Source organism: Streptomyces spiralis, assembly GCF_014654675.1.
GTDB lineage: Bacteria > Actinomycetota > Actinomycetes > Streptomycetales > Streptomycetaceae > Streptomyces > Streptomyces spiralis.
This window is the reverse complement of sequence record NZ_BNBC01000055.1, coordinates 40,472-61,410: the sequence shown is the minus strand read 5'-3', so window position 1 is coordinate 61,410 and position 20,939 is coordinate 40,472. Positions and strand designations below refer to the sequence as shown.

At 70.2% G+C, this 20,939-nt stretch carries 17 protein-coding genes; 5 read left to right on the top strand and 12 right to left on the bottom strand.

Going from position 1 to position 20,939, the window contains the following annotated elements:
* Positions 1 to 235 precede the first annotated feature (235 nt).
* Positions 236 to 469, top strand: coding sequence for a hypothetical protein (locus IE318_RS37535; RefSeq protein ID WP_030177463.1), 234 nt, complete (start codon positions 236 to 238; stop codon positions 467 to 469).
* Positions 470 to 595: 126 nt separating this feature from the next.
* Positions 596 to 1,150 (top strand): SCO5741 family PH domain-containing membrane protein, encoded by a 555-nt coding sequence (locus tag IE318_RS37530; RefSeq protein ID WP_189907396.1) that lies wholly within the window; start codon positions 596 to 598, stop codon positions 1,148 to 1,150.
* A gap of 90 nt (positions 1,151 to 1,240) precedes the next feature.
* On the opposite strand, the gene IE318_RS37525 is transcribed toward IE318_RS37530, so the two are convergent.
* The 5 genes from IE318_RS37525 to rpsO all read right to left on the bottom strand — a co-directional run bounded on the left by IE318_RS37525 (position 1,241) and on the right by rpsO (position 6,754).
* On the bottom strand, positions 1,241 to 1,696 hold the full coding sequence (locus IE318_RS37525) for a tetratricopeptide repeat protein (protein WP_030177465.1): 456 nt from the start codon (positions 1,694 to 1,696) through the stop codon (positions 1,241 to 1,243).
* 38 nt (positions 1,697 to 1,734) lie between these two features.
* Complete coding sequence (gene dapB, locus IE318_RS37520; protein WP_030177466.1) at positions 1,735 to 2,487, bottom strand: 4-hydroxy-tetrahydrodipicolinate reductase; 753 nt, start codon at positions 2,485 to 2,487, stop codon at positions 1,735 to 1,737.
* A gap of 26 nt (positions 2,488 to 2,513) precedes the next feature.
* The gene (locus IE318_RS37515) at positions 2,514 to 3,893 is read right to left on the bottom strand and encodes a M16 family metallopeptidase (protein WP_030177467.1); all 1,380 of its coding nucleotides are present in this window, start codon (positions 3,891 to 3,893) and stop codon (positions 2,514 to 2,516) included.
* Positions 3,890 to 6,109 carry a polyribonucleotide nucleotidyltransferase gene (locus IE318_RS37510; RefSeq protein WP_189907395.1) on the bottom strand — a complete coding sequence of 740 codons (2,220 nt, stop codon included), beginning with the start codon at positions 6,107 to 6,109 and terminating at the stop codon, positions 3,890 to 3,892. Before IE318_RS37510 ends, IE318_RS37515 begins: the two co-directional genes overlap by 4 nt.
* Before the next feature lie 357 nt (positions 6,110 to 6,466).
* Positions 6,467 to 6,754, bottom strand: coding sequence for a 30S ribosomal protein S15 (rpsO, locus tag IE318_RS37505; protein WP_053664877.1), 288 nt, complete (start codon positions 6,752 to 6,754; stop codon positions 6,467 to 6,469).
* Between the two features lie 316 nt (positions 6,755 to 7,070).
* Here rpsO and IE318_RS37500 point away from each other — a divergent pair, with 316 nt between their 5' ends.
* The gene (locus tag IE318_RS37500) at positions 7,071 to 7,364 is read left to right on the top strand and encodes a DUF397 domain-containing protein (protein WP_189907394.1); all 294 of its coding nucleotides are present in this window, start codon (positions 7,071 to 7,073) and stop codon (positions 7,362 to 7,364) included.
* Between the two features lie 129 nt (positions 7,365 to 7,493).
* Here the strand turns inward: IE318_RS37500 and IE318_RS37495 are convergent, their stop codons facing one another.
* Both IE318_RS37495 and eccD read right to left on the bottom strand, forming a co-directional pair.
* Complete coding sequence (locus IE318_RS37495; protein WP_189907393.1) at positions 7,494 to 8,999, bottom strand: outer membrane protein assembly factor BamB family protein; 1,506 nt, start codon at positions 8,997 to 8,999, stop codon at positions 7,494 to 7,496.
* A gap of 649 nt (positions 9,000 to 9,648) precedes the next feature.
* Complete coding sequence (eccD, locus tag IE318_RS37490; RefSeq protein ID WP_189907392.1) at positions 9,649 to 11,157, bottom strand: type VII secretion integral membrane protein EccD; 1,509 nt, start codon at positions 11,155 to 11,157, stop codon at positions 9,649 to 9,651.
* 358 nt (positions 11,158 to 11,515) lie between these two features.
* On the opposite strand from eccD, the gene eccCa reads away from it, so the two are divergent.
* Positions 11,516 to 15,490 (top strand): type VII secretion protein EccCa, encoded by a 3,975-nt coding sequence (gene eccCa / locus IE318_RS37485; RefSeq protein ID WP_189907391.1) that lies wholly within the window; start codon positions 11,516 to 11,518, stop codon positions 15,488 to 15,490.
* Between the two features lie 72 nt (positions 15,491 to 15,562).
* On the opposite strand, the gene IE318_RS37480 is transcribed toward eccCa, so the two are convergent.
* From IE318_RS37480 to IE318_RS37460, 5 genes are all read right to left on the bottom strand, one after another.
* Positions 15,563 to 15,862, bottom strand: a complete 300-nt coding sequence (locus IE318_RS37480; RefSeq protein WP_030177479.1) for a WXG100 family type VII secretion target — start codon at positions 15,860 to 15,862, stop codon at positions 15,563 to 15,565.
* Positions 15,863 to 15,937: 75 nt separating this feature from the next.
* On the bottom strand, positions 15,938 to 16,279 hold the full coding sequence (locus IE318_RS37475) for a WXG100 family type VII secretion target (RefSeq protein WP_030177481.1): 342 nt from the start codon (positions 16,277 to 16,279) through the stop codon (positions 15,938 to 15,940).
* A gap of 154 nt (positions 16,280 to 16,433) precedes the next feature.
* Positions 16,434 to 17,666: a S8 family serine peptidase gene (locus IE318_RS37470; protein WP_373311396.1), complete on the bottom strand. Its 1,233-nt coding sequence runs from the start codon at positions 17,664 to 17,666 to the stop codon at positions 16,434 to 16,436.
* 90 nt (positions 17,667 to 17,756) lie between these two features.
* Entirely contained in the window at positions 17,757 to 19,577 is a 1,821-nt protein-coding gene (locus IE318_RS37465) for a hypothetical protein (protein ID WP_189907389.1), read from the bottom strand.
* The gene (locus IE318_RS37460; RefSeq protein WP_373311395.1) at positions 19,574 to 19,987 is read right to left on the bottom strand and encodes a DUF2563 family protein; all 414 of its coding nucleotides are present in this window, start codon (positions 19,985 to 19,987) and stop codon (positions 19,574 to 19,576) included. The genes IE318_RS37465 and IE318_RS37460 overlap by 4 nt, the downstream gene beginning before the upstream one ends.
* A 474-nt stretch (positions 19,988 to 20,461) precedes the next feature.
* Between IE318_RS37460 and IE318_RS37455 the strand changes: the two genes are divergently transcribed.
* On the top strand, positions 20,462 to 20,935 hold the full coding sequence (locus IE318_RS37455; RefSeq protein WP_189907387.1) for a hypothetical protein: 474 nt from the start codon (positions 20,462 to 20,464) through the stop codon (positions 20,933 to 20,935).
* The last annotated feature ends 4 nt before the right edge of the window (positions 20,936 to 20,939 follow it).

The window sequence follows — 20,939 nt, the reverse complement described above, 5'->3', positions numbered from 1 at the left end:
TGGGCTTCGGGTGGTCGGCGGGGGTGTCGGTCACGGCTCGGAGGGTCCCTTCCTTCACGTCTGACGGGCGGCGCCCACTCTACGGGCCGCCTCTGACATCGGGGCGTTCGGTGCCGGGCCGCGACATCTTCGGTGAAGATCTGAGAATTCGGAGGAAGCGGGCACCTTTTGGGACACTCGTGCGTCTGTATGGGTGAGAAACCCCCGTTCGACCCGGAAGGGAGCCGTGTCCTCGATGTTCCGTCGGCGCGAGTCCGTCCCGTTCGCCTTCGTCGCCGAGGCCGACAGGTTCCGCAGCAATGTCGCTCCCCCGCCCCGGCAGCGGCCGTCCGCCGCCCGGATAGCCGGGCGCTGTCTGCTGGGCCTGACGATCGTCGCGGGACTCGTGGGCTCGCTGATCCTCGGCATGCCGGCGCTGTCGAGCAGCCAGTCCCCCACGCAGACGCAGCAGGCCTCCCACGGGCACTGAGTCACGCGCACCGAGTCGCGGCCACCCTCTGTCACCGCCCCCGCAGACCCCACGGGTGGTGGGCGGGGACACAGGCGGATAGCCTCACCGGGCACAGCCCATGCCTGGACGGAGTGAGGACCAGCCGTGCCCCTGCCCTTCCTGACGGCCGACCGCGCCTTCGACGCAGCCGACGACGTCGCGCTGCCGTTCGACGACCGCGAGCGCTGGCGGCGCCCCTACCGGCCCGGCCCGTGGCGGGTGGGCACGGCCGCCCTGGCGCTGCTGCTCGCCTCGTTCGTGCTGCTCGCGGCGGTCGTGATCGCGCTCACCGACGGCCCGTCCTCCGCGGAGGTCTGTTTCGGTGTCGCGCTGGTCGTCATCGCCGGCGCGCTGCGGCTGCTGCGCATGGGCGTGTGGGTCAGTGCGCGTGGGGTGCGCCATGTGGGCTTCCTGGTGACCCGTACGACGCCGTGGTCCGACGTCGTCAGCGTGCGGACGCTCCAGCAGCCGGTGCGCTGGCTCGGGCTGCCGCGCACGGTGCAGGGGCAGGCGCTGGTGCTCGCCCGCCGGGGCCGGGGCGCCGGGTCCGTAGCACCGCTGCTCACCACGCACAACGCCGACTTCCTGGGCCGCGTCACCGCCTTCGACCGGGCGGCGGACTCGGTGGAGGCGTGGGCCGAGGAGCACCGGCCCCGCTGACGCGCCCGTCCCGACCTCATACGCCGGTGGGTCCGGTCCGCAGCGCGCGGACCGGACCCACCGGCATGTGACGGCCCGAGCCGTCGGGTGTCAGGCGGCCGGGGCCGGCCTGCCGTCGTGCAGGGCGATGGCGCGCTGCATCGCCTTGCGGGCGCGCGGGGTGTCGCGGGCGTCGTGGTAGGCGACGGCGAGGCGGAACCAGGTGCGCCAGTCGTCGGGGGCGGCCTCCGTCTCGGCCTTGCGCCGGGCGAAGACCTCGTCGGCCGAGTCGCGGTCGATACGCCCGCTCGGCGTGCGCCTGAGGTCGTCGACGGGCAGGCCGCCCTCGGCGTCGAGTTCGGCGGCGAGCTGGTTGGCCCGGCGGACGAACTGGGTGTTCTTCCACAGGAACCACAGACCGATCACCGGCAGGATCAGTACGGCGATCCCGAAGGCGACGGTCACAGGCGTGCCGGACTGCAGAAGCATGACGCCGCGGCTGCCGACCAGGACGAAGTAGAAGACCAGGACGGCGGCCGTGACGAGGTAGGTGATCTTCGCGCGCATAAGGGGCTCGGGCTTCGGTTCCGCTCGGTGCTCGTGGCTCAGCTGAGGTCGAGGAAGTGTTCCAGGCCGAAGGTCAGGCCCGGAGTGGTCACCACGCGGCGGGCGCCGAGCAGGATGCCCGGCATGAAGCTGCTGTGGTGGAGGGAGTCGTGGCGGACGGTGAGCGTCTCGCCCTCGCCGCCGAGGAGCACCTCCTGGTGGGCCAGCAGGCCGCGCAGGCGTACCGCGTGCACCGGGACGCCGTCGACGCTCGCGCCGCGCGCGCCGTCCAGGGCCGTCGTCGTGGCGTCGGGCGCCGGGGCCGTACCGGCAGCCCTGCGGGCCTCGGCGATCAGCTGGGCCGTGCGCGTGGCCGTGCCGCTCGGCGCGTCCACCTTGTTCGGGTGGTGCAGCTCGACGACCTCGACCGACTCGAAGTACGGCGCGGCGATCTGCGCGAACTTCATGGTCAACACGGCGCCGATGGAGAAGTTCGGCGCGATGAGCACACCGGTCTCCGGCGACTCGGCCAGCCACCCCTTCAGCCGCGCGAGGCGCTCCTCGGTCCAGCCGGTGGTACCCACGACCGCGTGGATGCCGTGGTGCACGCAGAAGTCGAGGTTGTCCATGACGGAGTCTGGGGTGGTCAGCTCCACGGCGACCTGGGCGCCGGTCTCCGCCAGCGTCTGGAGCTTGTCGCCCCGGCCGAGGGCGGCGACCAGCTCCATGTCCTCGGCGGCCTCGACCGCCCGTACCGCCTCGGACCCGATCCGGCCCTTGGCACCGAGGACCGCCACGCGCAGCTTGCTCATCTCTTGTGCTTCCTTACGGGAGGTGTTCAGGCGACGGCGTCGTTCAGCCGCGCGGCCTGCTTGTCCTTGAGCGGGCCGATGACCGACAGCGACGGGCGCTGTCCCAGGATGTCCCGGGCGACGGAGCGGACGTCGTCCGGGGTGACCGCCGCCATCCGGGCCAGCATGTCGTCCACGGAGATCTGCTCGCCCCAGCAGAGCTCGCTCTTGCCGATACGGTTCATCAGCGCTCCCGTGTCCTCCAGGCCGAGCACGGTGGAGCCCTGGAGCTGGCCGATGGCGCGGGTGATCTCGTCGTCGGTCAGGCCGTTTTCGGCGACGTGGTCGAGTTCGTCGCGGCAGATCCTCAGCACGTCGTGCACCTGGCTGGGGCGGCAGCCGGCGTAGACGCCGAACAGGCCGCAGTCGGCGAAGCCGGAGGTGTAGGAGTACACGCTGTAGGCCAGGCCGCGCTTCTCCCGGACCTCCTGGAAGAGCCGGGAGGACATGCCGCCGCCGAGGGCCGTGTTGAGGACTCCGAGCGCCCAGCGGCGGTCGTCGGTGCGGGCCAGGCCGGGCATGCCGAGGACGACGTGGGCCTGTTCGGTGCGGCGGCTCTGCACCTCGAGGCGGCCAGCGGTGCGCAGGCTGCGCCGGCCGTCACGGGGGGCGATGGGCGCTGCCTGGGTGTCCCGGAAGGCGCCGGCCTTCTCGAAGGCGGCGCGGACCTGGCGTACGACCTTCTTGTGGTCGATGTTGCCGGCGCAGGCGACCACGAGGTGGGTCGGGTCGTAGTGCTTCCGGTAGAAGCGGCGGATGCGGTCGGCGGTGAGGGCGTTGACCGTGTCGACGGTGCCGAGGACCGGGCGGCCGAGGGGGTGGTCGCCGAACATGGTGTGCGCGAACAGGTCGTGCACGCAGTCGCCGGGGTCGTCCTCGGTCATGGCGATCTCCTCGAGGATCGCGCCGCGTTCGACGTCGACGTCCTCCTCGCGGATCATCGAGCCGGTGAGCATGTCGCAGACCACGTCGATGGCCAGCGGCAGGTCGGTGTCGAGCACGCGTGCGTAGTAGCACGTGTACTCCTTGGCCGTGAACGCGTTCATCTCGCCGCCGACGGCGTCGAGGGCGGAGGAGATGTCCAGGGCGGACCGGCGGGAGGTGCCCTTGAAGAGCAGGTGCTCCAGGTAGTGCGTGGCGCCGCCGAGCGAGCGGGTCTCGTCACGGGAGCCGACGTGCGCCCAGATGCCGAAGGTGGCCGAGCGCACGGAGGGCAGGGTCTCGGTGACGACGCGCAGGCCGCCCGGGAGGGTGGTCTTGCGCACCGTGCCGATGCCGCTCGTGCCCTTGATGAGGGTTTGGGTACGGGCGACGGCCCGCGCCTCCGAGGAGGTGCGGGCCGTCGCCTTGAAGCCACGGGACGTCACTTGGCGGCTTCGTCCTTCTGCTCTTCGTCGGCCTCCTCGCCCTCGATCACGGGGACGAGGGAGAGCTTGCCGCGGGAGTCGATCTCGGCGATCTCGACCTGGACCTTCTGGCCCACGCCGAGCACGTCCTCGACGTTCTCCACGCGCTTGCCGCCGGCCAGCTTGCGGATCTGCGAGATGTGCAGCAGACCGTCCTTGCCGGGCAGCAGGGAGACGAACGCGCCGAAGGTGGTCGTCTTCACGACCGTACCGAGGTAGCGCTCGCCGACCTCCGGCATCGTCGGGTTGGCGATGCCGTTGATCGTGGTGCGGGCGGCCTCGGCGGAGGGGCCGTCGGCGGCACCGATGTAGATCGTGCCGTCGTCCTCGATGGTGATCTCGGCGCCCGTGTCCTCCTGGATCTGGTTGATCATCTTGCCCTTGGGGCCGATGACCTCACCGATCTTGTCGACCGGGATCTTGACGGTGATGATCCGCGGGGCGTGCGGGGACATCTCGTCGGGCCGGTCGATGGCCTCCATCATCACGTCGAGGATGTGGAGGCGGGCGTCACGGGCCTGCTTCAGGGCGGCGGCCAGGACGGAGGCCGGGATGCCGTCCAGCTTGGTGTCGAGCTGGAGGGCGGTCACGAAGTCCTTGGTGCCGGCGACCTTGAAGTCCATGTCACCGAAGGCGTCCTCCGCACCGAGGATGTCGGTGAGGGTGACGTAGTGCGTCTCGCCCTCGATCTCCTGGGAGATCAGGCCCATGGCGATACCGGCGACCGGGGCCTTCAGCGGCACACCGGCGTTCAGCAGCGACATGGTGGAGGCGCAGACCGAGCCCATGGACGTCGAGCCGTTGGAGCCGAGGGCCTCGGACACCTGACGGATCGCGTACGGGAACTCCTCGCGCGTGGGCAGCACCGGCACCAGGGCGCGCTCGGCGAGGGCTCCGTGGCCGATCTCGCGGCGCTTGGGGGAGCCGACGCGGCCGGTCTCACCGGTGGAGTACGGCGGGAAGTTGTAGTTGTGCATGTAGCGCTTGCGGGTCACCGGGGAGAGGGTGTCCAGCTGCTGCTCCATGCGGAGCATGTTGAGGGTGGTGACGCCCAGGATCTGGGTCTCGCCACGCTCGAACAGCGCCGAGCCGTGCACCCGCGGGATGGCCTCGACCTCGGCGGCCAGGGTGCGGATGTCGGTGACACCGCGGCCGTCGATGCGCTTCTTCTCCTTGATGACGCGCTCACGGACCAGGGTCTTGGTCAGCGAGCGGTACGCGGCGGAGATCTCCTTCTCGCGGCCCTCGAACTCCGGCAGGAGCTTCTCGGCGGCCAGGCCCTTGACGCGGTCCAGCTCGGCCTCGCGCTCCTGCTTGCCGGCGATGGTGAGCGCCTGGGCGAGCTCGGGGCGGACGGCGGCGGTGAGCGCCTCCAGGACGTCGTCCTGGTAGTCCAGGAAGATCGGGAACTCGCCGGTCGGCTTGGCGGCCTTGGCGGCGAGGTCCGACTGGGCCTTGCACAGCACCTTGATGAAGGGCTTCGCGGCCTCCAGACCGGCGGCGACGACCTCCTCGGTCGGCGCCTCGGCGCCGCCCTCGACCAGCTTGATGGTCCGGTCGGTGGCCTCGGCCTCGACCATCATGATCGCGACGTCGCCGTCCTCCAGGACGCGGCCCGCGACCACCATGTCGAAGACGGCGTCCTCGAGCTCGGTGTGCGTCGGGAAGGCGACCCACTGGCCGTTGATCAGCGCGACGCGGACGCCGCCGATCGGGCCGGAGAAGGGCAGGCCGGCCAGCTGCGTGGACGCGGACGCGGCGTTGATCGCCACGACGTCGTACAGGTGGTCGGGGTTGAGGGCCATGACCGTGCAGACGACCTGGATCTCGTTGCGCAGGCCCTTCTTGAAGGACGGGCGCAGCGGGCGGTCGATGAGGCGGCAGGTGAGGATGGCGTCCTCGGAGGGCCGGCCCTCACGGCGGAAGAAGGAACCGGGGATCTTCCCGGCCGCGTACATCCGCTCCTCGACGTCGACCGTCAGCGGGAAGAAGTCGAGCTGGTCCTTGGGGTTCTTGGAGGCGGTGGTGGCCGACAGCACCATGGTGTCGTCGTCCAGGTAGGCCACGGCCGAGCCGGCGGCCTGCTTGGCCAGACGGCCCGTCTCGAAGCGGATGGTGCGGGTGCCGAAGGAACCGTTGTCGATCACGGCTTCGGCGTAGTGGGTCTCGTTCTCCACTAGCGTTTTCTCCTCGTCCTCGTCCCACTCGCCCGTGTGGCGGAGGGACGGTGGCGGAGAAGCGCTCCGTCTGGTGCGGGCCGGTCTTCGATCGAAGCACCCGGGACTCACTCCCCGGGGGCCACTACCGAGGACCGGCGGCGGCGAGGCGCGCTTCTCCTCGTTCGTCGTGCGTGACGGCGCGCTACCTGCTGTCGGTAGGCACTGTCACGCTGTGTCATACGTATGGCGTTGTGCTACCACACTACAAAGGGGCACTGACAGTCCGCACGTTTCCGTACCTTCCGCCGAGCCTCCTCTGCATACGGCGAAGGGAGCGGCCCCCTGTCGTACGGGAACCGCTCCCTTCACGGCGTCTTACTTGGCGCCCGCCGCACCACGGCGGATGCCGAGGCGGTCGACCAGCGTACGGAAGCGCTGGATGTCCTTCTTCGCCAGGTACTGCAGCAGGCGGCGGCGCTGACCGACCAGGATCAGCAGGCCACGGCGGGAGTGGTGGTCGTGCTTGTGGGTCTTGAGGTGCTCCGTCAGGTCGGAGATCCGACGGGAGAGCAGAGCGACCTGGACCTCGGGGGAGCCGGTGTCACCCTCCTTGGTACCGAACTCGCCGATGATCTGCTTCTTCGTAGCGGCGTCGAGCGACACGCGTACTCCTCATGGTTTGTGATGGGCCACCGAGTGCCCCAGGTCTTCGTCTCTGGGGAGCTTCCGTGACTCGGGAGGCGGGGATCCGCTGGGCGCGGCCTCCAGGGCCCGCAGGCTTGCCTGCGACCGGGCTCCGGGGGTGCGTACACAAACGGCCGTCACTCAGGGTACCAGGCGGTCACGGGCGCTCTCACCACGGTCCGTGAAGCCTCCTGCCGGGACCGCGCGGACCACTAGGGTGAGCGTCGATCCAGTACCCGAGTCCGTACTGGGTCCGTACTGGGTCCGTACCACGTCGGGAAGGGGTCGCTGCGCGATGGCGGAGACGGAAGCGGAGATCAAGGCACGCAAGGAACGCGAGCGCGACGAACTGTACGCCCTCGACATCTCGGGCGTGGAGTGGCACTGCGCGCCGGGCACGGAGGAGCACGAGGAGCGCGTCGAGATCGCCTATCTTCCCGACGGCGCCGTGGCCATGCGGTCGTCGCTCGACCACGACACGGTGCTGCGCTACACGGAGGCGGAGTGGCGGGCGTTCGTGCTGGGCGCGCGGGACGGCGAGTTCGACCTGGAGCCGACACCGCGGGACGGGGGCGTCGCGGCCGAGTGACCGGCGTGCGGCGGTGAACGACGGTGTGAGGGGGCGCGGCACGCGCGGTGCCGCGCCCCCTCACACCGTTCGAGTGCTCCAGTGCTTCGGTGCTTCTTCAGCGCCTCAGTGCCTGAGTGCTTCAGTGCTTCAGTGCTTCAGTCCGGCGCTGCCGTAACCGATGGCCATCAGCACCTTGTCCTTGGGGGCGTCGTCGTCGCGGACCAGTTCGCGCCGCGAGAAGAAGATCCGGCCCTGCTCCACGACGATGTCCGACTGCTCGGGGTCGCTGAGCTCGTACGCGTCCTCCTCCGGGAGCTGGAACAGCAGCAGCGGGGTCTCCTTGTCCGTGCGCGGGTTCCAGCTGACCAGGGCGGCGGGGGCGAGGGTGTCGGCGCCCGCGCGGTAGATCAGCAGCTCGTCGCCGCTCATCCGGAGCGGGTAGACCATCTGCAGCTCGCGGCCTTCGAACTTGCCACGCGTCTTGCCGGTCGTCAGGTCGAAGGCCACGATCCAGTCCGAGGGCTGGCCGCTCGCGACGTTCTCCTTGCTCATGACGTAGACCTGGGTGGGTCCCACGACCATGCCGTCGCAGTTCTCCACCACACCGAAGTACGGCCCGGCGTAGGACCGGCTGTCGCACTTGGCGTCGTATCCGGTCAGGGAGACGGTGGCGAGGCGGCGGCCCTGGTCGTCCAGCGTGATCAGGTCGGTGACCCTGCTGTCCCCGGCCGCGACGGCGAGGACGGGCGGGTCGGAGGAGGGCAGGTAGACGTCCTCGACCCCGGCCGCGACCTTGTACGTCCACAGGTTCTTGCCGGTGCGCGGATCCAGCCTCTGCACCTTGTAGGTGGTGTCCTGCGCCTCTCCGCAGCCGACCAGGGCGAGCAGTGCGCCTCCTCCGGCGAAGCCCTTGTCCTCGCACGGTGACGTCATCGTGCTGTTCCACAGCTGCTTGCCGGTCTTCATGTCGTACGCCACCGAGCCGCGCCCCCAGGCCACCGCGACGACGCCCTTGGTCAGGGTGAGGTTGGTGTTCGTGACGTAGGCGAAGGTGGCCGCGGGCATCTTGCGCTGCCACAGCTTCTTGCCGGTGTTCAGGTCGAGGAACACCACCTGGTCGCAGACGCCCTTGTCGTCCGCGCCTTCACCCTTGGGCGGCTGGATGACGACCGCGGTGCGGCCGTCGGCGGTGACGTGCCTGCTGCTGGCGCAGATGTAGCCGCCGAGGTCGAGGGTCCAGGCGGTCTCGTCGTAGTGCGGCTTGATCCGGTAACCCTCCACGCGGTTGGCGACGGCCTTGGCGAGGATCTTTCCGGTGGCCCATGTGCCGGGCGCGTAGCGCGGGTTGGCGTCGGTGGTCTTCTCCAGGTGTTCGGCGTAGTGCTCGATCACCTCCTGGCCCTCAGGCGAGGTGGGGACCTTCTCGACCGTGCTGCGGACGTCGTCCGGGCTCTGCGGGGCGGCTGCCGCCTTGTGGTCGGCGGGCGCGCCGTGGTCCCCCGCGGACCACAGGAGCCCGCCACCGACGCAGAGCGCGACGACCAGGAGGACGGCCACCGTCCCGCCGGCGACTCTGTTGCGGCGGCGTCTGCGCGCCTGGTCGGCGGCGACGGCGGACTGCGTGTAGGGGGAAGGGGGTGGGCCGAAGCTCACGTGTCGGGTACCTCTCGTCACCGAACCGGACAGCCACCACCATGGCTGCCTCGGCCGTCGTCTTGGACCGGTCACCCGGCCTGTCGTCTTGGGCCGGTCACGCGGCCCGTCGGTCTTGGACCGGTCACGCGGCCCGTCGGTCTTGGGCGGGTCACCCGGCCCGTCGTCTTGGGCCGGTCGCCCGGCCCGTCCTGTGCCGGCCGTCTCGGCCGGCCTTTTGCGGCTGGACCTCTACGGCCTGCCTGACGTCCCGGCCGGTGTTCTACGGCCGGTCGTCCCGGCCCACCACGCCGGTGCCGGTGACCTGGCTGTTGACTCGGCCGGTCACCTGACCCGACACGTCGGCCGGTCGTCTCGGCCACCGCATCAGCCGGTAGCCCGGCCCGCCGCACCAACCGGTCACTCCGCCCGCCGTCTCAGCCGGTCACCCCAGCCCGTCATACCCGCCGGCACCCGGGCCTCTTGGCTCGGCCGGCCGCTCCGGGCGGCACAACGCCCAGTTGCTTCCGGTCTGTTCTGGCCGACCGGCCCGGCCGGCGGTTCGGGCCCGGGGAGTGGTGTCGGGGCGGGGCCCGGTGCGTCGGCTCAACCAGGCGGTGTTTCCTCCTCGTTGTCTGTCCGTCAGCTCGGCTCGAGGCGCGCTGTCGTATCAGCTCGTCATCGCGCGTACGGTCGCGTAGACGTCGAAGACGGCCAGGGTCAGCGGGACCAGGGTGAGCAGGACGAAGCTCTCCGCGATCTCGAGGAAGCGGCCCCAGAAGGGGGTGACGCCGCGCCTGGGGGTGATCAGGCCGATCGCGGTGACCAGGGCGGCCGCCGCGGCGACGGCCGCCGCGAGCCAGAGGCTGCGGATGTCGAGCGCGGTGGTGTCGCCGTGCAGCGCGTCGCGCACGTACTCCAGGGGCGGGTTGAGCGCGAGGCCGATGCCGAGGAAGACGAGCGCCGCCAGGCCCGCGGACAGGGTGGCGGCGACCTGCGCGGTGTAGCGGAACAGGCCGGCGCGCATGAGCATCGCCACTCCGGTCGCCAGCGCCAGGAGCTCCGCCCAGACGTTGCTGGAGAAGCCGAGGACGATCGAGGCGCCGACGGAGACGAGCGCGCAGCCACCGACGAGGCCGACGAGCAGTTCGTGGCCGCGGTGGGCCTGCGCCGCGACGCGCTCGGCGTCGACGGGCTCGGGCGCGTTCGGCTCGCCCTCCGCGTAGCCGCCGCGCGAGGCGCTCGGCGCCTCGAAGCCGATGGGCAGCCGCGCGAAGCGCATGGACAGTCCGGGCAGGAAGGCGAGCGCGCCCACGGAGAGCGGGGCGCAGACGGCGGCCGTCTCGATGGGCCTGAGGTCGGTGAGCATCCCGATGAACGTGGTGACCAGACCGATCGTCGAGGCGGAGACGAACGCCACGAAGGGACCGTCACCGCCCGGCGAGACCAGGGTGAGCACGACGGAGGCGATCAGGACGGCCGCGCAGGCGAGCAGGAACTGGAGCCGTCCGATGCCCTCCCCGGCGGCGAGGGGCAGCAGTCCGGAGCCGCCCACGGCGATGTTCGGCAGGGCGCCCAGGCCCAGGGCGACTGCGGAGCCCCGGTCGTCGTACACCCGGGCGCGGACGCACGCGAAGACGGTCAGGAGCACTCCGGTGACGGCGGCGAGGACGCCCTGGAGGCTGTGCATGTCGTGGCGGAGCTGCGAGCTCCAGACCACGAACGCGAGCAGCGCGGGCAGGATGCCGCCGGCGACGAGGCCGGCCACGCGGGTCAGGTCGCCGTCCCACAGGGCGCGGTCGCTGGTGACGGCGGAGGCGACGGCCTCGGAGACGTCGTCGAAGACCGCGGGCGGCAGCGACTCGGCGAACGGGCGCAGCGTGAGCAGTTCGCCGTCGAGGATGCGCTGCGCGGCGAAGGAGCGGGAGCTGTCGAGGACCGTTCCGTCGCGGCGGACGAGGTGGTAGCCGACGGGCGCGCCCTCGCCGGGGCTCTGCCGGGCGAGCCGCAGGATCTCCGGGTACAGGTCGGCGACCGGTACGTCGTCGGGCAGTGCGACGTCGATGCGGCTGTCGGGCGCCACGATCGTGACCCGGCAGAAACCGAAGCCTGTGCCCGCCCCGGAAGGGGCTCCGGTGCCCGGTCCGGCGTTGGCGCCGGCCGGCGCGGAGGCCGTCATGCTCACCTGTCTGTTCCCCCTCGTCGGTGGTGGGGCCGGTCGGCACGTCGCCGCACACACCCGGCCGTGAAGATCATGTGCATGTTCCGGTGGGAGTTCGTGCGGCGTCTCCCCCGCTGCCGGCCGACGGCGCCGTCAGGACCGGAAGGTACGAGAGGCACGCGCATCGAACGTCGCGAATTGCCCTGTTTCACCAGGCGGATTCGCAACTGCTCACACAACTCCTCACGCGTCTCTCCGGCACCCTACCGCCCGCCGGTGTCAGTGGTTGTCAGTAGGATCGCGGTGCGCGATCGGCGTCCGCCTGACACGGGGCGGCGGACAGAACACCTCGGTCGGGCTAGGGAATTGGTGCGTAGTGAGCCATATCGTCGTCAAGCGCCCGCCGCGGGCACTGCCGAAGGACGTGCCCACGGACGAGATCGTGCTGCAGCCCCCGCCGGAGCTGCCGCGCGGGCAGCAGGAAGGCGCACTGATGCAGCTCCTGCCCATGCTCGGCATGGGCGGCTCGGTGGTGTTCTTCTTCAACCCGCAGGCCCAGCCCTTCATGAAGATCATGGGCATGGTGATGGTGGCCTCCACGGTCGCCATGGGCATCTCCATGCTGGTGCGCTACCGCCGTGGCAACCAGGGGCAGATGGCCGACATCCGCCGCGACTACCTGCGCTACCTGGGGCAGACCCGGCGCGCGGCCCTGGACACCGCGCAGGCCCAGCGCGACGCCCAGTACTACCTGCATCCTTCGCCTGAGCAACTGTGGGCGCTGGTCGCCGAGGGCAGCCGGGTGTGGGAGCGGCGCACCGGCGACGAGGACTTCGGGCAGGTGCGCGTGGGCCTCGGCCCGCAGTCCCTGGCCACCCCCCTGATCGCGCCGGAGACCGGCCCGGTGGACCAGCTGGAGCCGCTGACGGCCGGTGCGATGCAGCGCTTCCTGGCCACGCACAGCACCCTCGAGAGCCTGCCCATGGCAGTGTCGCTGCGCGCGTTCTACCACGTGACGATCAGCGGCGAGCCGACGACCGTGCGCGGTTCGGCCCGTGCGCTGATCGGCTCCCTCGCCTCGCTGCACTCCCCCGAGGACATGCTCGTCGCCGTGGCCGCCCACCGGGACACCGCACCGGAGTGGGAGTGGTCCAAGTGGCTGCCGCACAGCCAGGCCCCGGGCGTCGCGGACGGCGCGGGCAGCCGCCGGCTGATCACCACCGACCCGGCCGAGCTGGAGGACCTGCTCGGCACCCGCCTCCAGGGCCGGCCGCGGTTCCACCCGGCCGGGCCGCCCGTCCCCGAGCAGCCGCACCTGGTGATCGTCCTCGACGGTGTCTCCCTGTCGCCCACGTCGCTGCTGGCCTCCCCCGAGGGCCTGCAGGGTGTGACGGTGATCGAGGTCGTGCCCGGCGAACTCACCGCCGGACGCGGCGACCTCTCCGTCGTCGTACGCCCCAGGGAGCTGAGCCTGGAGTCCGCCCACGGCATGGTCTACGAGGGCACGCCGGACGTGCTGTCGTACGAGGCCGCCGAGGCGCTGGCCCGGCAGCTGGCGCCGCTCCGGGTCGCCTCGGGCGGGGACGACGACGAACCGCTGCTGGCCAATCTGGAGTTCACCGACCTGCTGAACCTGGGCGACGCGGCCTCCGTCGACCCCCAGCGCACCTGGCGGCCGCGCGCGCAGGCCGAGCGGCTGCGGGTGCCGATCGGTGTCGGCGAGGACGGCCGGCCGGTCATGCTGGACCTGAAGGAGGCTGCCCAGGAGGGCATGGGTCCGCACGGCCTGTGCGTGGGCGCGACCGGTTCCGGAAAGTCGGAGCTGCTGCGCACTCTGGTCCTCGGCCTGGCCGTGACCCACTCCTCCGAGACGCTCAACTTCGTCCTCGCCGACTTCAAGGGCGGTGCGACGTTCGCGGGCATGGCGCAACTCCCGCACGTCGCGGCGGTGATCACCAACCTCGCCGACGACCTCACGCTCGTGGACCGCATGGGCGACTCGATCCGCGGTGAGCTCAACCGCCGCCAGGAGATGCTGCGCGACGCGGGCAACTACGCCAACATCCACGACTACGAGAAGGCGCGCGCGGCGGGCGCCCCGCTCCAGCCGATCCCGTCCCTCGTGCTGGTCATCGACGAGTTCAGCGAACTGCTGACCGCCAAGCCGGACTTCATCGACATGTTCGTGCAGATCGGCCGTATCGGCCGGTCGCTGGGGGTGCACCTGCTGCTGGCCTCGCAGCGCCTGGAGGAGGGCCGCCTGCGCGGCCTGGAGACCTATCTGTCGTACCGCATCGGTCTGCGCACCTTCTCCGCTGCGGAGTCGCGTGCCGCGCTCGGCGTGCCGGACGCCTACGAGCTGCCGAACATCCCCGGTTCGGGCTTCCTGAAGTTCGGCACCGACGAGATGGTGCGGTTCAAGGCCGCGTACGTCTCCGGGGTGTACCGCACGAGCTCCCAGCAGGCGGCGGCCGCGATCGGCGGGCCGCTCCCGGTGGACCGCAGGCCGGTGCTGTTCACGGCCGCCGAGGTGCCGGTGCAGTACGTGCCGGTGCCGCAGCAGCGGCAGGAGCCGCAGCGCGAGGAGAAGGACGACGCGCTCGCGGACACCGTGCTCGATGTGATCGTGCGCCGGCTGGAGGCCCAGGGGCCGGCGGCCCACCAGGTGTGGCTGCCGCCGCTGGACAGCCCGCCGTCGCTGGACTCGCTGCTGCCCGGGCTCGCCCCGGTGCCCGGCCGCGGCCTGACCCAGCCGGGCTACGAGGGCGCAGGCCGGCTCGTCATCCCCGTCGGCATCGTCGACAAGCCGTACGAGCAGCGGCGCGACCCGCTGTGGATCGACTTCGGCGGCGCGGCCGGCCACATGCAGATCCTCGGCGGTCCGCAGTCCGGCAAGTCGACGCTGGTGCGCTCCCTCGTCGCCGCCTTCGCGCTCACCCACACCCCGCACGAGGTGCAGTTCTACGGCCTCGACTTCGGCGGCGGCGGCATGGCCGCCCTGGCCGGTCTGCCGCACGTGGGCGGCGTGGCCTCGCGCCTGGACCCGGAGAAGGTGCGGCGCACGGCGGCCGAGGTGTACGGCGTGATGACCCGGCGCGAGGAGTACTTCCGCGCCTCGGGCATCTCCTCCATCGCGGAGTTCCGCACCCGCCGCGCCCGCGGCGACATCTCGGTCACCGACCAGCCCTGGGGCGACGTCTTCCTGGTCATCGACGGCTGGGGCAACTTCCGCTCCGACTACGAGGCGCTCGAGCCGCTGGTGCTGGACATCGCGGCCCGCGGTCTCGGTTACGGCATCCATCTGGTCCTGACCGCCTCACGGTCGATGGAGGTCCGCTCCAACCTCAAGGACCACCTGATGAACCGCCTGGAGCTGCGGCTCGGCGACCCGATGGACTCCGAGTTCGACCGCAAGGTCGCGGCGAACGTGCCCACGGGCGTGCCGGGACGCGGTCAGACGCCGCAGAAGCAGCACTTCATGGCGGCGGTCCCACGGATCGACGGCCTGTCCTCCGACACGGACCTCGCGGACGCGACCACGGCCCTCGCCGTCGAGGTGACGCGCCACTGGCAGCAGCCCGGAGCCCCCGAGGTCCGCCTGCTCCCCCGCGAGTTCCCGGCCGCCCAGCTCCCGCCGGGCGACCGCTTCCCGAACCGCGGCGTCTCCTTCGCCCTGGACGAGGACAACCTCGAGCCGGTGTTCGTGGACTTCGACCAGGACCCGTTCTTCCTCGTCTTCGGCGAGAGCGAGTCCGGCAAGTCGAACCTGCTGAGGCTGCTCATCCAGCGCCTCACCGAGCGCTACGACGGCGACAGCTGCAAGCTGTTCGTGGTCGACAACCGCCGCTCGCTGCTCGGGGTGACCCCGTCCTCGCACCTGGCGGAGTACATCCCCATGTCGAGCCAGATGCAGCACCACATGGACGCCCTGGCCGACCTGATGCAGCGCCGCACACCGACCTCGGACGTCACCCCCGAGCAGCTGCGCGACCGCAGCTGGTGGCGCGGCCCCACGGTCTACGTGATCATCGACGACTACGACCTGGTCTCCACCTCCAGCGGCAACCCCCTCGCCGTCCTCACGGAGATGCTCCCCTTCGCCCGCGACGTCGGCGTCCGCTTCATCATCGCCCGCTCCACGGCGGGCGCGAGCCGCGCCGGCTACGAGAACTTCATGCAGCGCATCAAGGAACTCGGCGCCCAGGGCGTGGTCCTCTCCGGCGACCCGAACGAGGGAGACCTCCTGGGCGGCATCCGCCCGCGGCCGATGCCCGCGGGACGCGGTGTGTTCGTGTCGCGGCGGCAGGGGAGGCCGTTGGTCCAGGTGGGGTTGATGCACGGCGCGGACTGAGCGGTCCGGACACACGAACGGGGTGGGCGCCTCCCGTGCGCGCCCACCCCGACGTGTTTCTCGGCTGCCGGCCTACCGGAAGTAGCTCGCGGCCTGCTTGTCGCCCTCCATGTAGTCACCGCCGGCCGTGTGGACGACGTGACCGATGCCCGTCAGGGCGGTGTGGATGTCGTTGGCTTCCTTGTCCCACTTCTGCAGCTTCTCGTGGAAGGTGCCCTGGGCCTCGCCCTCCCAGTACTGCAGGCTCTGCACGACCAGCTGCCGGAGCTCGTGCAGGTCCCGCTCGAGCGTCTTGGCCTGGTTACCGATCTGCGTGGCCGCGACGTCGAGCCCGTTGTAAGTGACGCTCAGCCCGTCGGCGTTGTTTCCCATCTCTGTCTACCTCGTCTCGCTCGTGTCTGCCTGATGGATGCCGGCTGCCCGGCCGATTCCGTGTAGCCGCCCGTGTCAGTACGAGCTGAAGGGAGAGACCGTCGGCGCGCCGTCGTGAACGTCGATCCGGTTCACCGACGCACGCACGTCGTCTTCCTTGCTGTCCTTGATGTGACGCGTCTTGGTCATCGCCTCGATGACGTCACCCAGGATCTTGCCGATGTTCTGCAGGGACTCGTTGATCTCGTACTGCTTCTTGTCGAACGCGGCACGACCGATGCCCTGCCACTGTCCCTCGAGACCGTCGATGACCTGCTGCAGGCTGTGCACCCGGCTGCGGATGCCGTCGTACTTCGTGTACATGTCGTTCTGCAGCTTGACTACTGCGGCGTCTTCGAGCTTCTGCTTGCCGGCCATGACCAGCCCGCCCTTCCTCTGTCTGTTGTCCGGTCCAACTGTGTCGGCTCAGCGCCCGGATTGGCGAAGAGCACGCATGGGGTGCCTGTCGGCACGTTCTCTCTCGAGCCCGGTCCGACGGGCTGCCGAAGTCTGTCGTCCGTCCCCGGCACGCTCAACGTGCGCGCCGTGCCCGCATGACGGCGAAGCCACCGCCACCGATCACGACGACCGCCGCGGCCGCGCCGAGTGCGATCCAGAGCGTGCTGCTGTCGTTCGACGATCGCGCATTTGATCCTGCCGCAGATGTGCCGCCGCTCGTACCGTTTTCCGGGGCCTGTGACGAGGCTGATGCGGAAGCGGGGGCGGAGGCGGACGCCGAGGGTGCCGGGCTGGCCCCGGCCTTGGCCAGCAGGTCACCGCCGCCGTTCTCCTCGGCGAGAGGGTCGACGTCCGGAGGGCCCGGGTCGTAGTGGGGGTTCTTGAGAACGTTCTTCGGCCGAACCGCTCCGTAGCCGAGGTACGAACTCGGGTTGTTCCTCGCCCAGCTGCGTCCGGCCGTGTCGAGCAGGGCCCGGGTGACCTGGTTCACCGTCCAGTCGGGGTGGGCGGACCAGATCAGTGCGGCGGAGGCGGAGGCGATGGCGGCGGCGGCACTCGTACCGTTCTGGTTGTCGCAGTAGGAGCGGAAGGTGGCGTCGCACCAGCCGGGGAATCCTTCGCCCGGCGCTGTCAGATCCACCCAACTGCCGTGTGAGGAGAACTTCGACACGTTGCCGGATGCGTCCATCGAGGAGACGCCGATGACGTAGGGAAAGCCGGCGGGAAAGTCGACCTGCCCCTTGCCCCGCCCATCGTTGCCGACCGCCGCGATCAGCAACTTGCCTTTGGAGGCCGCGTACTTGACTGCCTCTTCCTCCGTCGGGTCGGGCACTCCTCCGTACGACATGCTGATGATCTTGGCATCGGTGTCGGCGGCCGCTCTGATCGCCTGCCAGGACTCGGGGCTCTTCTTCGCCTCCGCGCCTTTCAAGCCCTTGATGTCGATACGGTAGGGAACGATCTTCGCACCCGGAGCCAGCCCCTTGATGCCGCCGCCGGCTCCCGTGCCGGCGATCAGCTCGGCCATGGTCGTCCCATGGCCGGCGAAGTCGTGCGTGGCGTGGTAGGCGACCGACTTGGGGACCTCGTCCGCCAGGACCTGTCCCCTCAATGAAGGCGTGTCCGGATTCACACCGGTGTCTATGACAGCCACCTTCACGCCCTTACCCGTGCTGACCTTCCACATCTGTTCGGCCTGCATGGGCTTCAGGTACCACTGCTTCGACTGTTCGTCGGCGGTCGCGCTCGGGGCGAGTCCCACGCTCAGGGCGGCCAGGGTGCCGACGATCGCACCCACCGCACGCACGCGGCTGCCGCGGCGCCCCCCGCGGAGCCTTGCTCGCTCGGTTCGTCGGCTGGTCCCTGACTTCATGCTGCTGTACGTCCTTGTCCGCGCTCAGTTGCTGACCGGCGGCACGTCGCGCCGCGGCTGGGTGGGCAGATGTCGCTCGTTCTCTTCGTCGTCCCCGTGGTCAGGGCGCGGCGCTCGCTCCGCCTTCCGCCCGTCATCACCCTGTCGGTGGCTGCCCGAGCCGCGTACGAGACCGGCGCCACCGCGCGTCATGCCATTGCGCTCGGCCCGGGCAACGGAATTGCGTGTGGCGGGCCTTCCGCTGATGTCCTCGGCTCCGGCCCCTCCGGCGCGGCCACGAGACGCCGACGCGCCCGCCCCCGTGCCCGGCCGCTGAGTGGACTCAGGTGTTCCGAAGACACCACGTGCAGTGGCCCGCCCGGTCGCCGACCGGGATCCCGCCGTTTCCTCGGCTCCGATGACCGTGCCGCGAGGAAGCCTCGATCCGCTGCCCTTCGCCGATGCACCGGGTGACGCCGTGGGGCGCCCCCCTACGACACCGTTCGCACGCCCGGCACCGGTGGTCGGGCCGCCGGTGGCTCGCGGCGCTGCGCTGCCGCCGACGCGCGGGGTGCCGCCGGTGACAGCTCGTTCGGAAGGGGTCGAAGGCTTGGCTCCGGTCGGTGTCGCCCTGCCGATCGACTGACCGGCGGACGTTGCGCGACCCATCTGATTCAGGGGTCCCCGTGCCAAAGAGCGCCCTGAGCTCTGAGCACCCGGGCCGGATACGCCGGTTCGGCCCGGTGCGGACACAGGGTTCCGGAACCCGCCCGCTCCACCGGGGCCCCTGCCCAGGATGCCGTTGGGCAGCGGGGCCCCGGGGCCGCCGAACACATTGGTGGGACCGCCGTCGGAGACCGGCATGCCAGTGGCGGGCGGTGTGTGAGGGGCCGGAGGGGTCGTCACGGGGGGAGGCAGGGTGCCCACATTGTCGATATTGGTGCCGACCGGCGTACCGACAGGGACATCGGGTGGTGCGGTGTGCTCCGTGATGTGCCGTGCCGGATTCGTGGGGTCGACAGCACCGTGACTGATGGCAGGGAGAGTTGACCCGACCTCAGTGTGCCGGCTGGGAGCGGTGGCCGAGCCCGTCCCTTCTGTCCTCGGGCTGGAAACGGGCCCCCCGTCATCGTGGTCGGTCTTCCTGGGCTTCGGCACTCCCACGTTCGGCATGGCATCGAACGTCGGAGCCTTCTCGCGCACGGCAGTCAGCTGCTCGTTCGAGACCGCGTAGTAGGACGCCAGCCGGTTCATCTGGTTGATGGCTTCCTGGCGGTCCTTCTCGACCCGTACGGCGGTGGCGTAGCCCTCCTTGTCCGCCGCCTTCTCGACCTCGGTGAACTGATCGGGTCGCTTACGGTTCGCCTGTGTGTCACGAGCGGGCATCGCGCCCCGCACGGACGCCAGACCCACGGCGGCGGCGGTGAGCTGGTCGCCGGCCCCTCCGGCGAAGTCGCTGAGCTGATGCGCCTTGCCGACAAGCGTGCCGCCCCACTTACGGAAGGCGTCGCCGGACTCTCCGACCCAGTGGACGTGGTCGATGTGCCCCGACAGCTCCTCGGCGGCCGACTTGATGGCGTCGCGCGCGTCCCACAGCGCCTTGCCGGACGACTCCAGGTCCTCCGGGTCCGTCTGCTCGACCATGTCGAGCAACTGGTTGAGGCCGAGGTGGGTGCCGCCGAAGTCGGTGCTGTGCGACACGACGCTCGCGTACGGGCTCTGCTGGGCGGCCGCCCGCAGGGCACCGTTCACCAACCTGGTGAGAAACCCTCCGCCTTGCGGGAGGTCGTCGGCGGTACGGGTGAAGTCCGTGTAGTTGTTCTGCGTGGAGACCCGGTCCAGGTCGGCCTTGTGGTCGTCGGTCATGAGAGCGTCGCACCGCCCTTCGCGTCGTTCGAGCCCGGCTTCGCCTGGATATCCCTGATGTGCGCCTGGATTTCCCAGAAGCGCCGACGCTGGTCCTCTTCGAGTTTGTCGAAGCCGTGTTCCGCACCCCGCACGGCGATCCCGATCGCCTCGATCTGCAGATGCAGGACCTTGGACAGTGAGGTGAGCTCCGTGTGTACGCCGTGGTACTGCCAGTACAGGTCGTGCGCCTCAGGGAAGACGCTCTCGCTCCCCGCGCTCAGAGACGACAGCTTGATCGTCTGGGCGCCCACCTTCGTCGGGTTGCCCGCCGACTCCTCGAGGTTGCGCAGGACGGCGTCGACCCGACTCACGAACTTGCTCAGCGCTTCGCCGCTGGCCTCCAGGTTCGCCTGCCGGGTGGGCGACACACCCCCCACCATGTCTGCCGGAAGCACGACGCTCCTCCCCGTTTCCCCGTTCACCACATCGGCCGACGTGGCCGGCCAACCTCCGTACGATCGCAAACCGAGCCACGCGTCACAACGTGTTTCCCACTCTAGTCAGCATGCACATGGGGACCAACCGGGCTATGTCTCAACCCAGTTGCAAGACTGACTCAGACACGATGCTTTGCCCGGTTTGTCGTCAACGACGGAACAGGTCGATGCAATCTCCACCAAATTTCCACATGCGAGGCCGGCATCGGTGGACTCCTCCCGGCGAAGCTCCCCGTGGCCTCGGGGATCCCCCGAACCTTCACGGTCGACATTGGGTGCACAACGGACGTGACGCGGATTTTCCTCGAGGCAGGTTGCTAATTTGACCGAACACTGCAGCATCGGAACGGCAGCATCCGCCCGCACGTACAGCGAAGGCCAGGCACACGGGGGAAGGGGACCACCATGGCGTGGGACGAGTGGGAGCAGCTCAAGTCACAGGCGGCCGAGCGACAGTCGACCCACATGCGCATCAACCATGTGCCGGTCGAACCCGGTGGCGGAGGAACCGGATCGGGTGATCTGGTGGCCCACGAGGATGACTTGGGCGCTGTCGGGCACGAGGCGTTCATCCTGTTCGACAAGCTCGACAAGCGGGCCAACGTCCCGGTGACCGGCAAGGGCGGAACCGGCTCCACGTCGCAGGCGGCCGCCGCGCTGAAGTCGCACACCTTCGCCACGGGCGCCGCCCTGGACAAGACCGCCGAGATGTGGACGTCTCAGGTCAAGTCCGTGCTGCAGGCCTGTGCGCACATCTCCAACCACCTGGACTACAGCAAGAAGCGTCACTCGTCGGACGATGTCCAGATCGCCGCCGCCCTGCGCAACAGCGACGGCTCCACCGTGTCCGTGTCGAAGCTCAACGAGTACTTCAAGTAGGGGA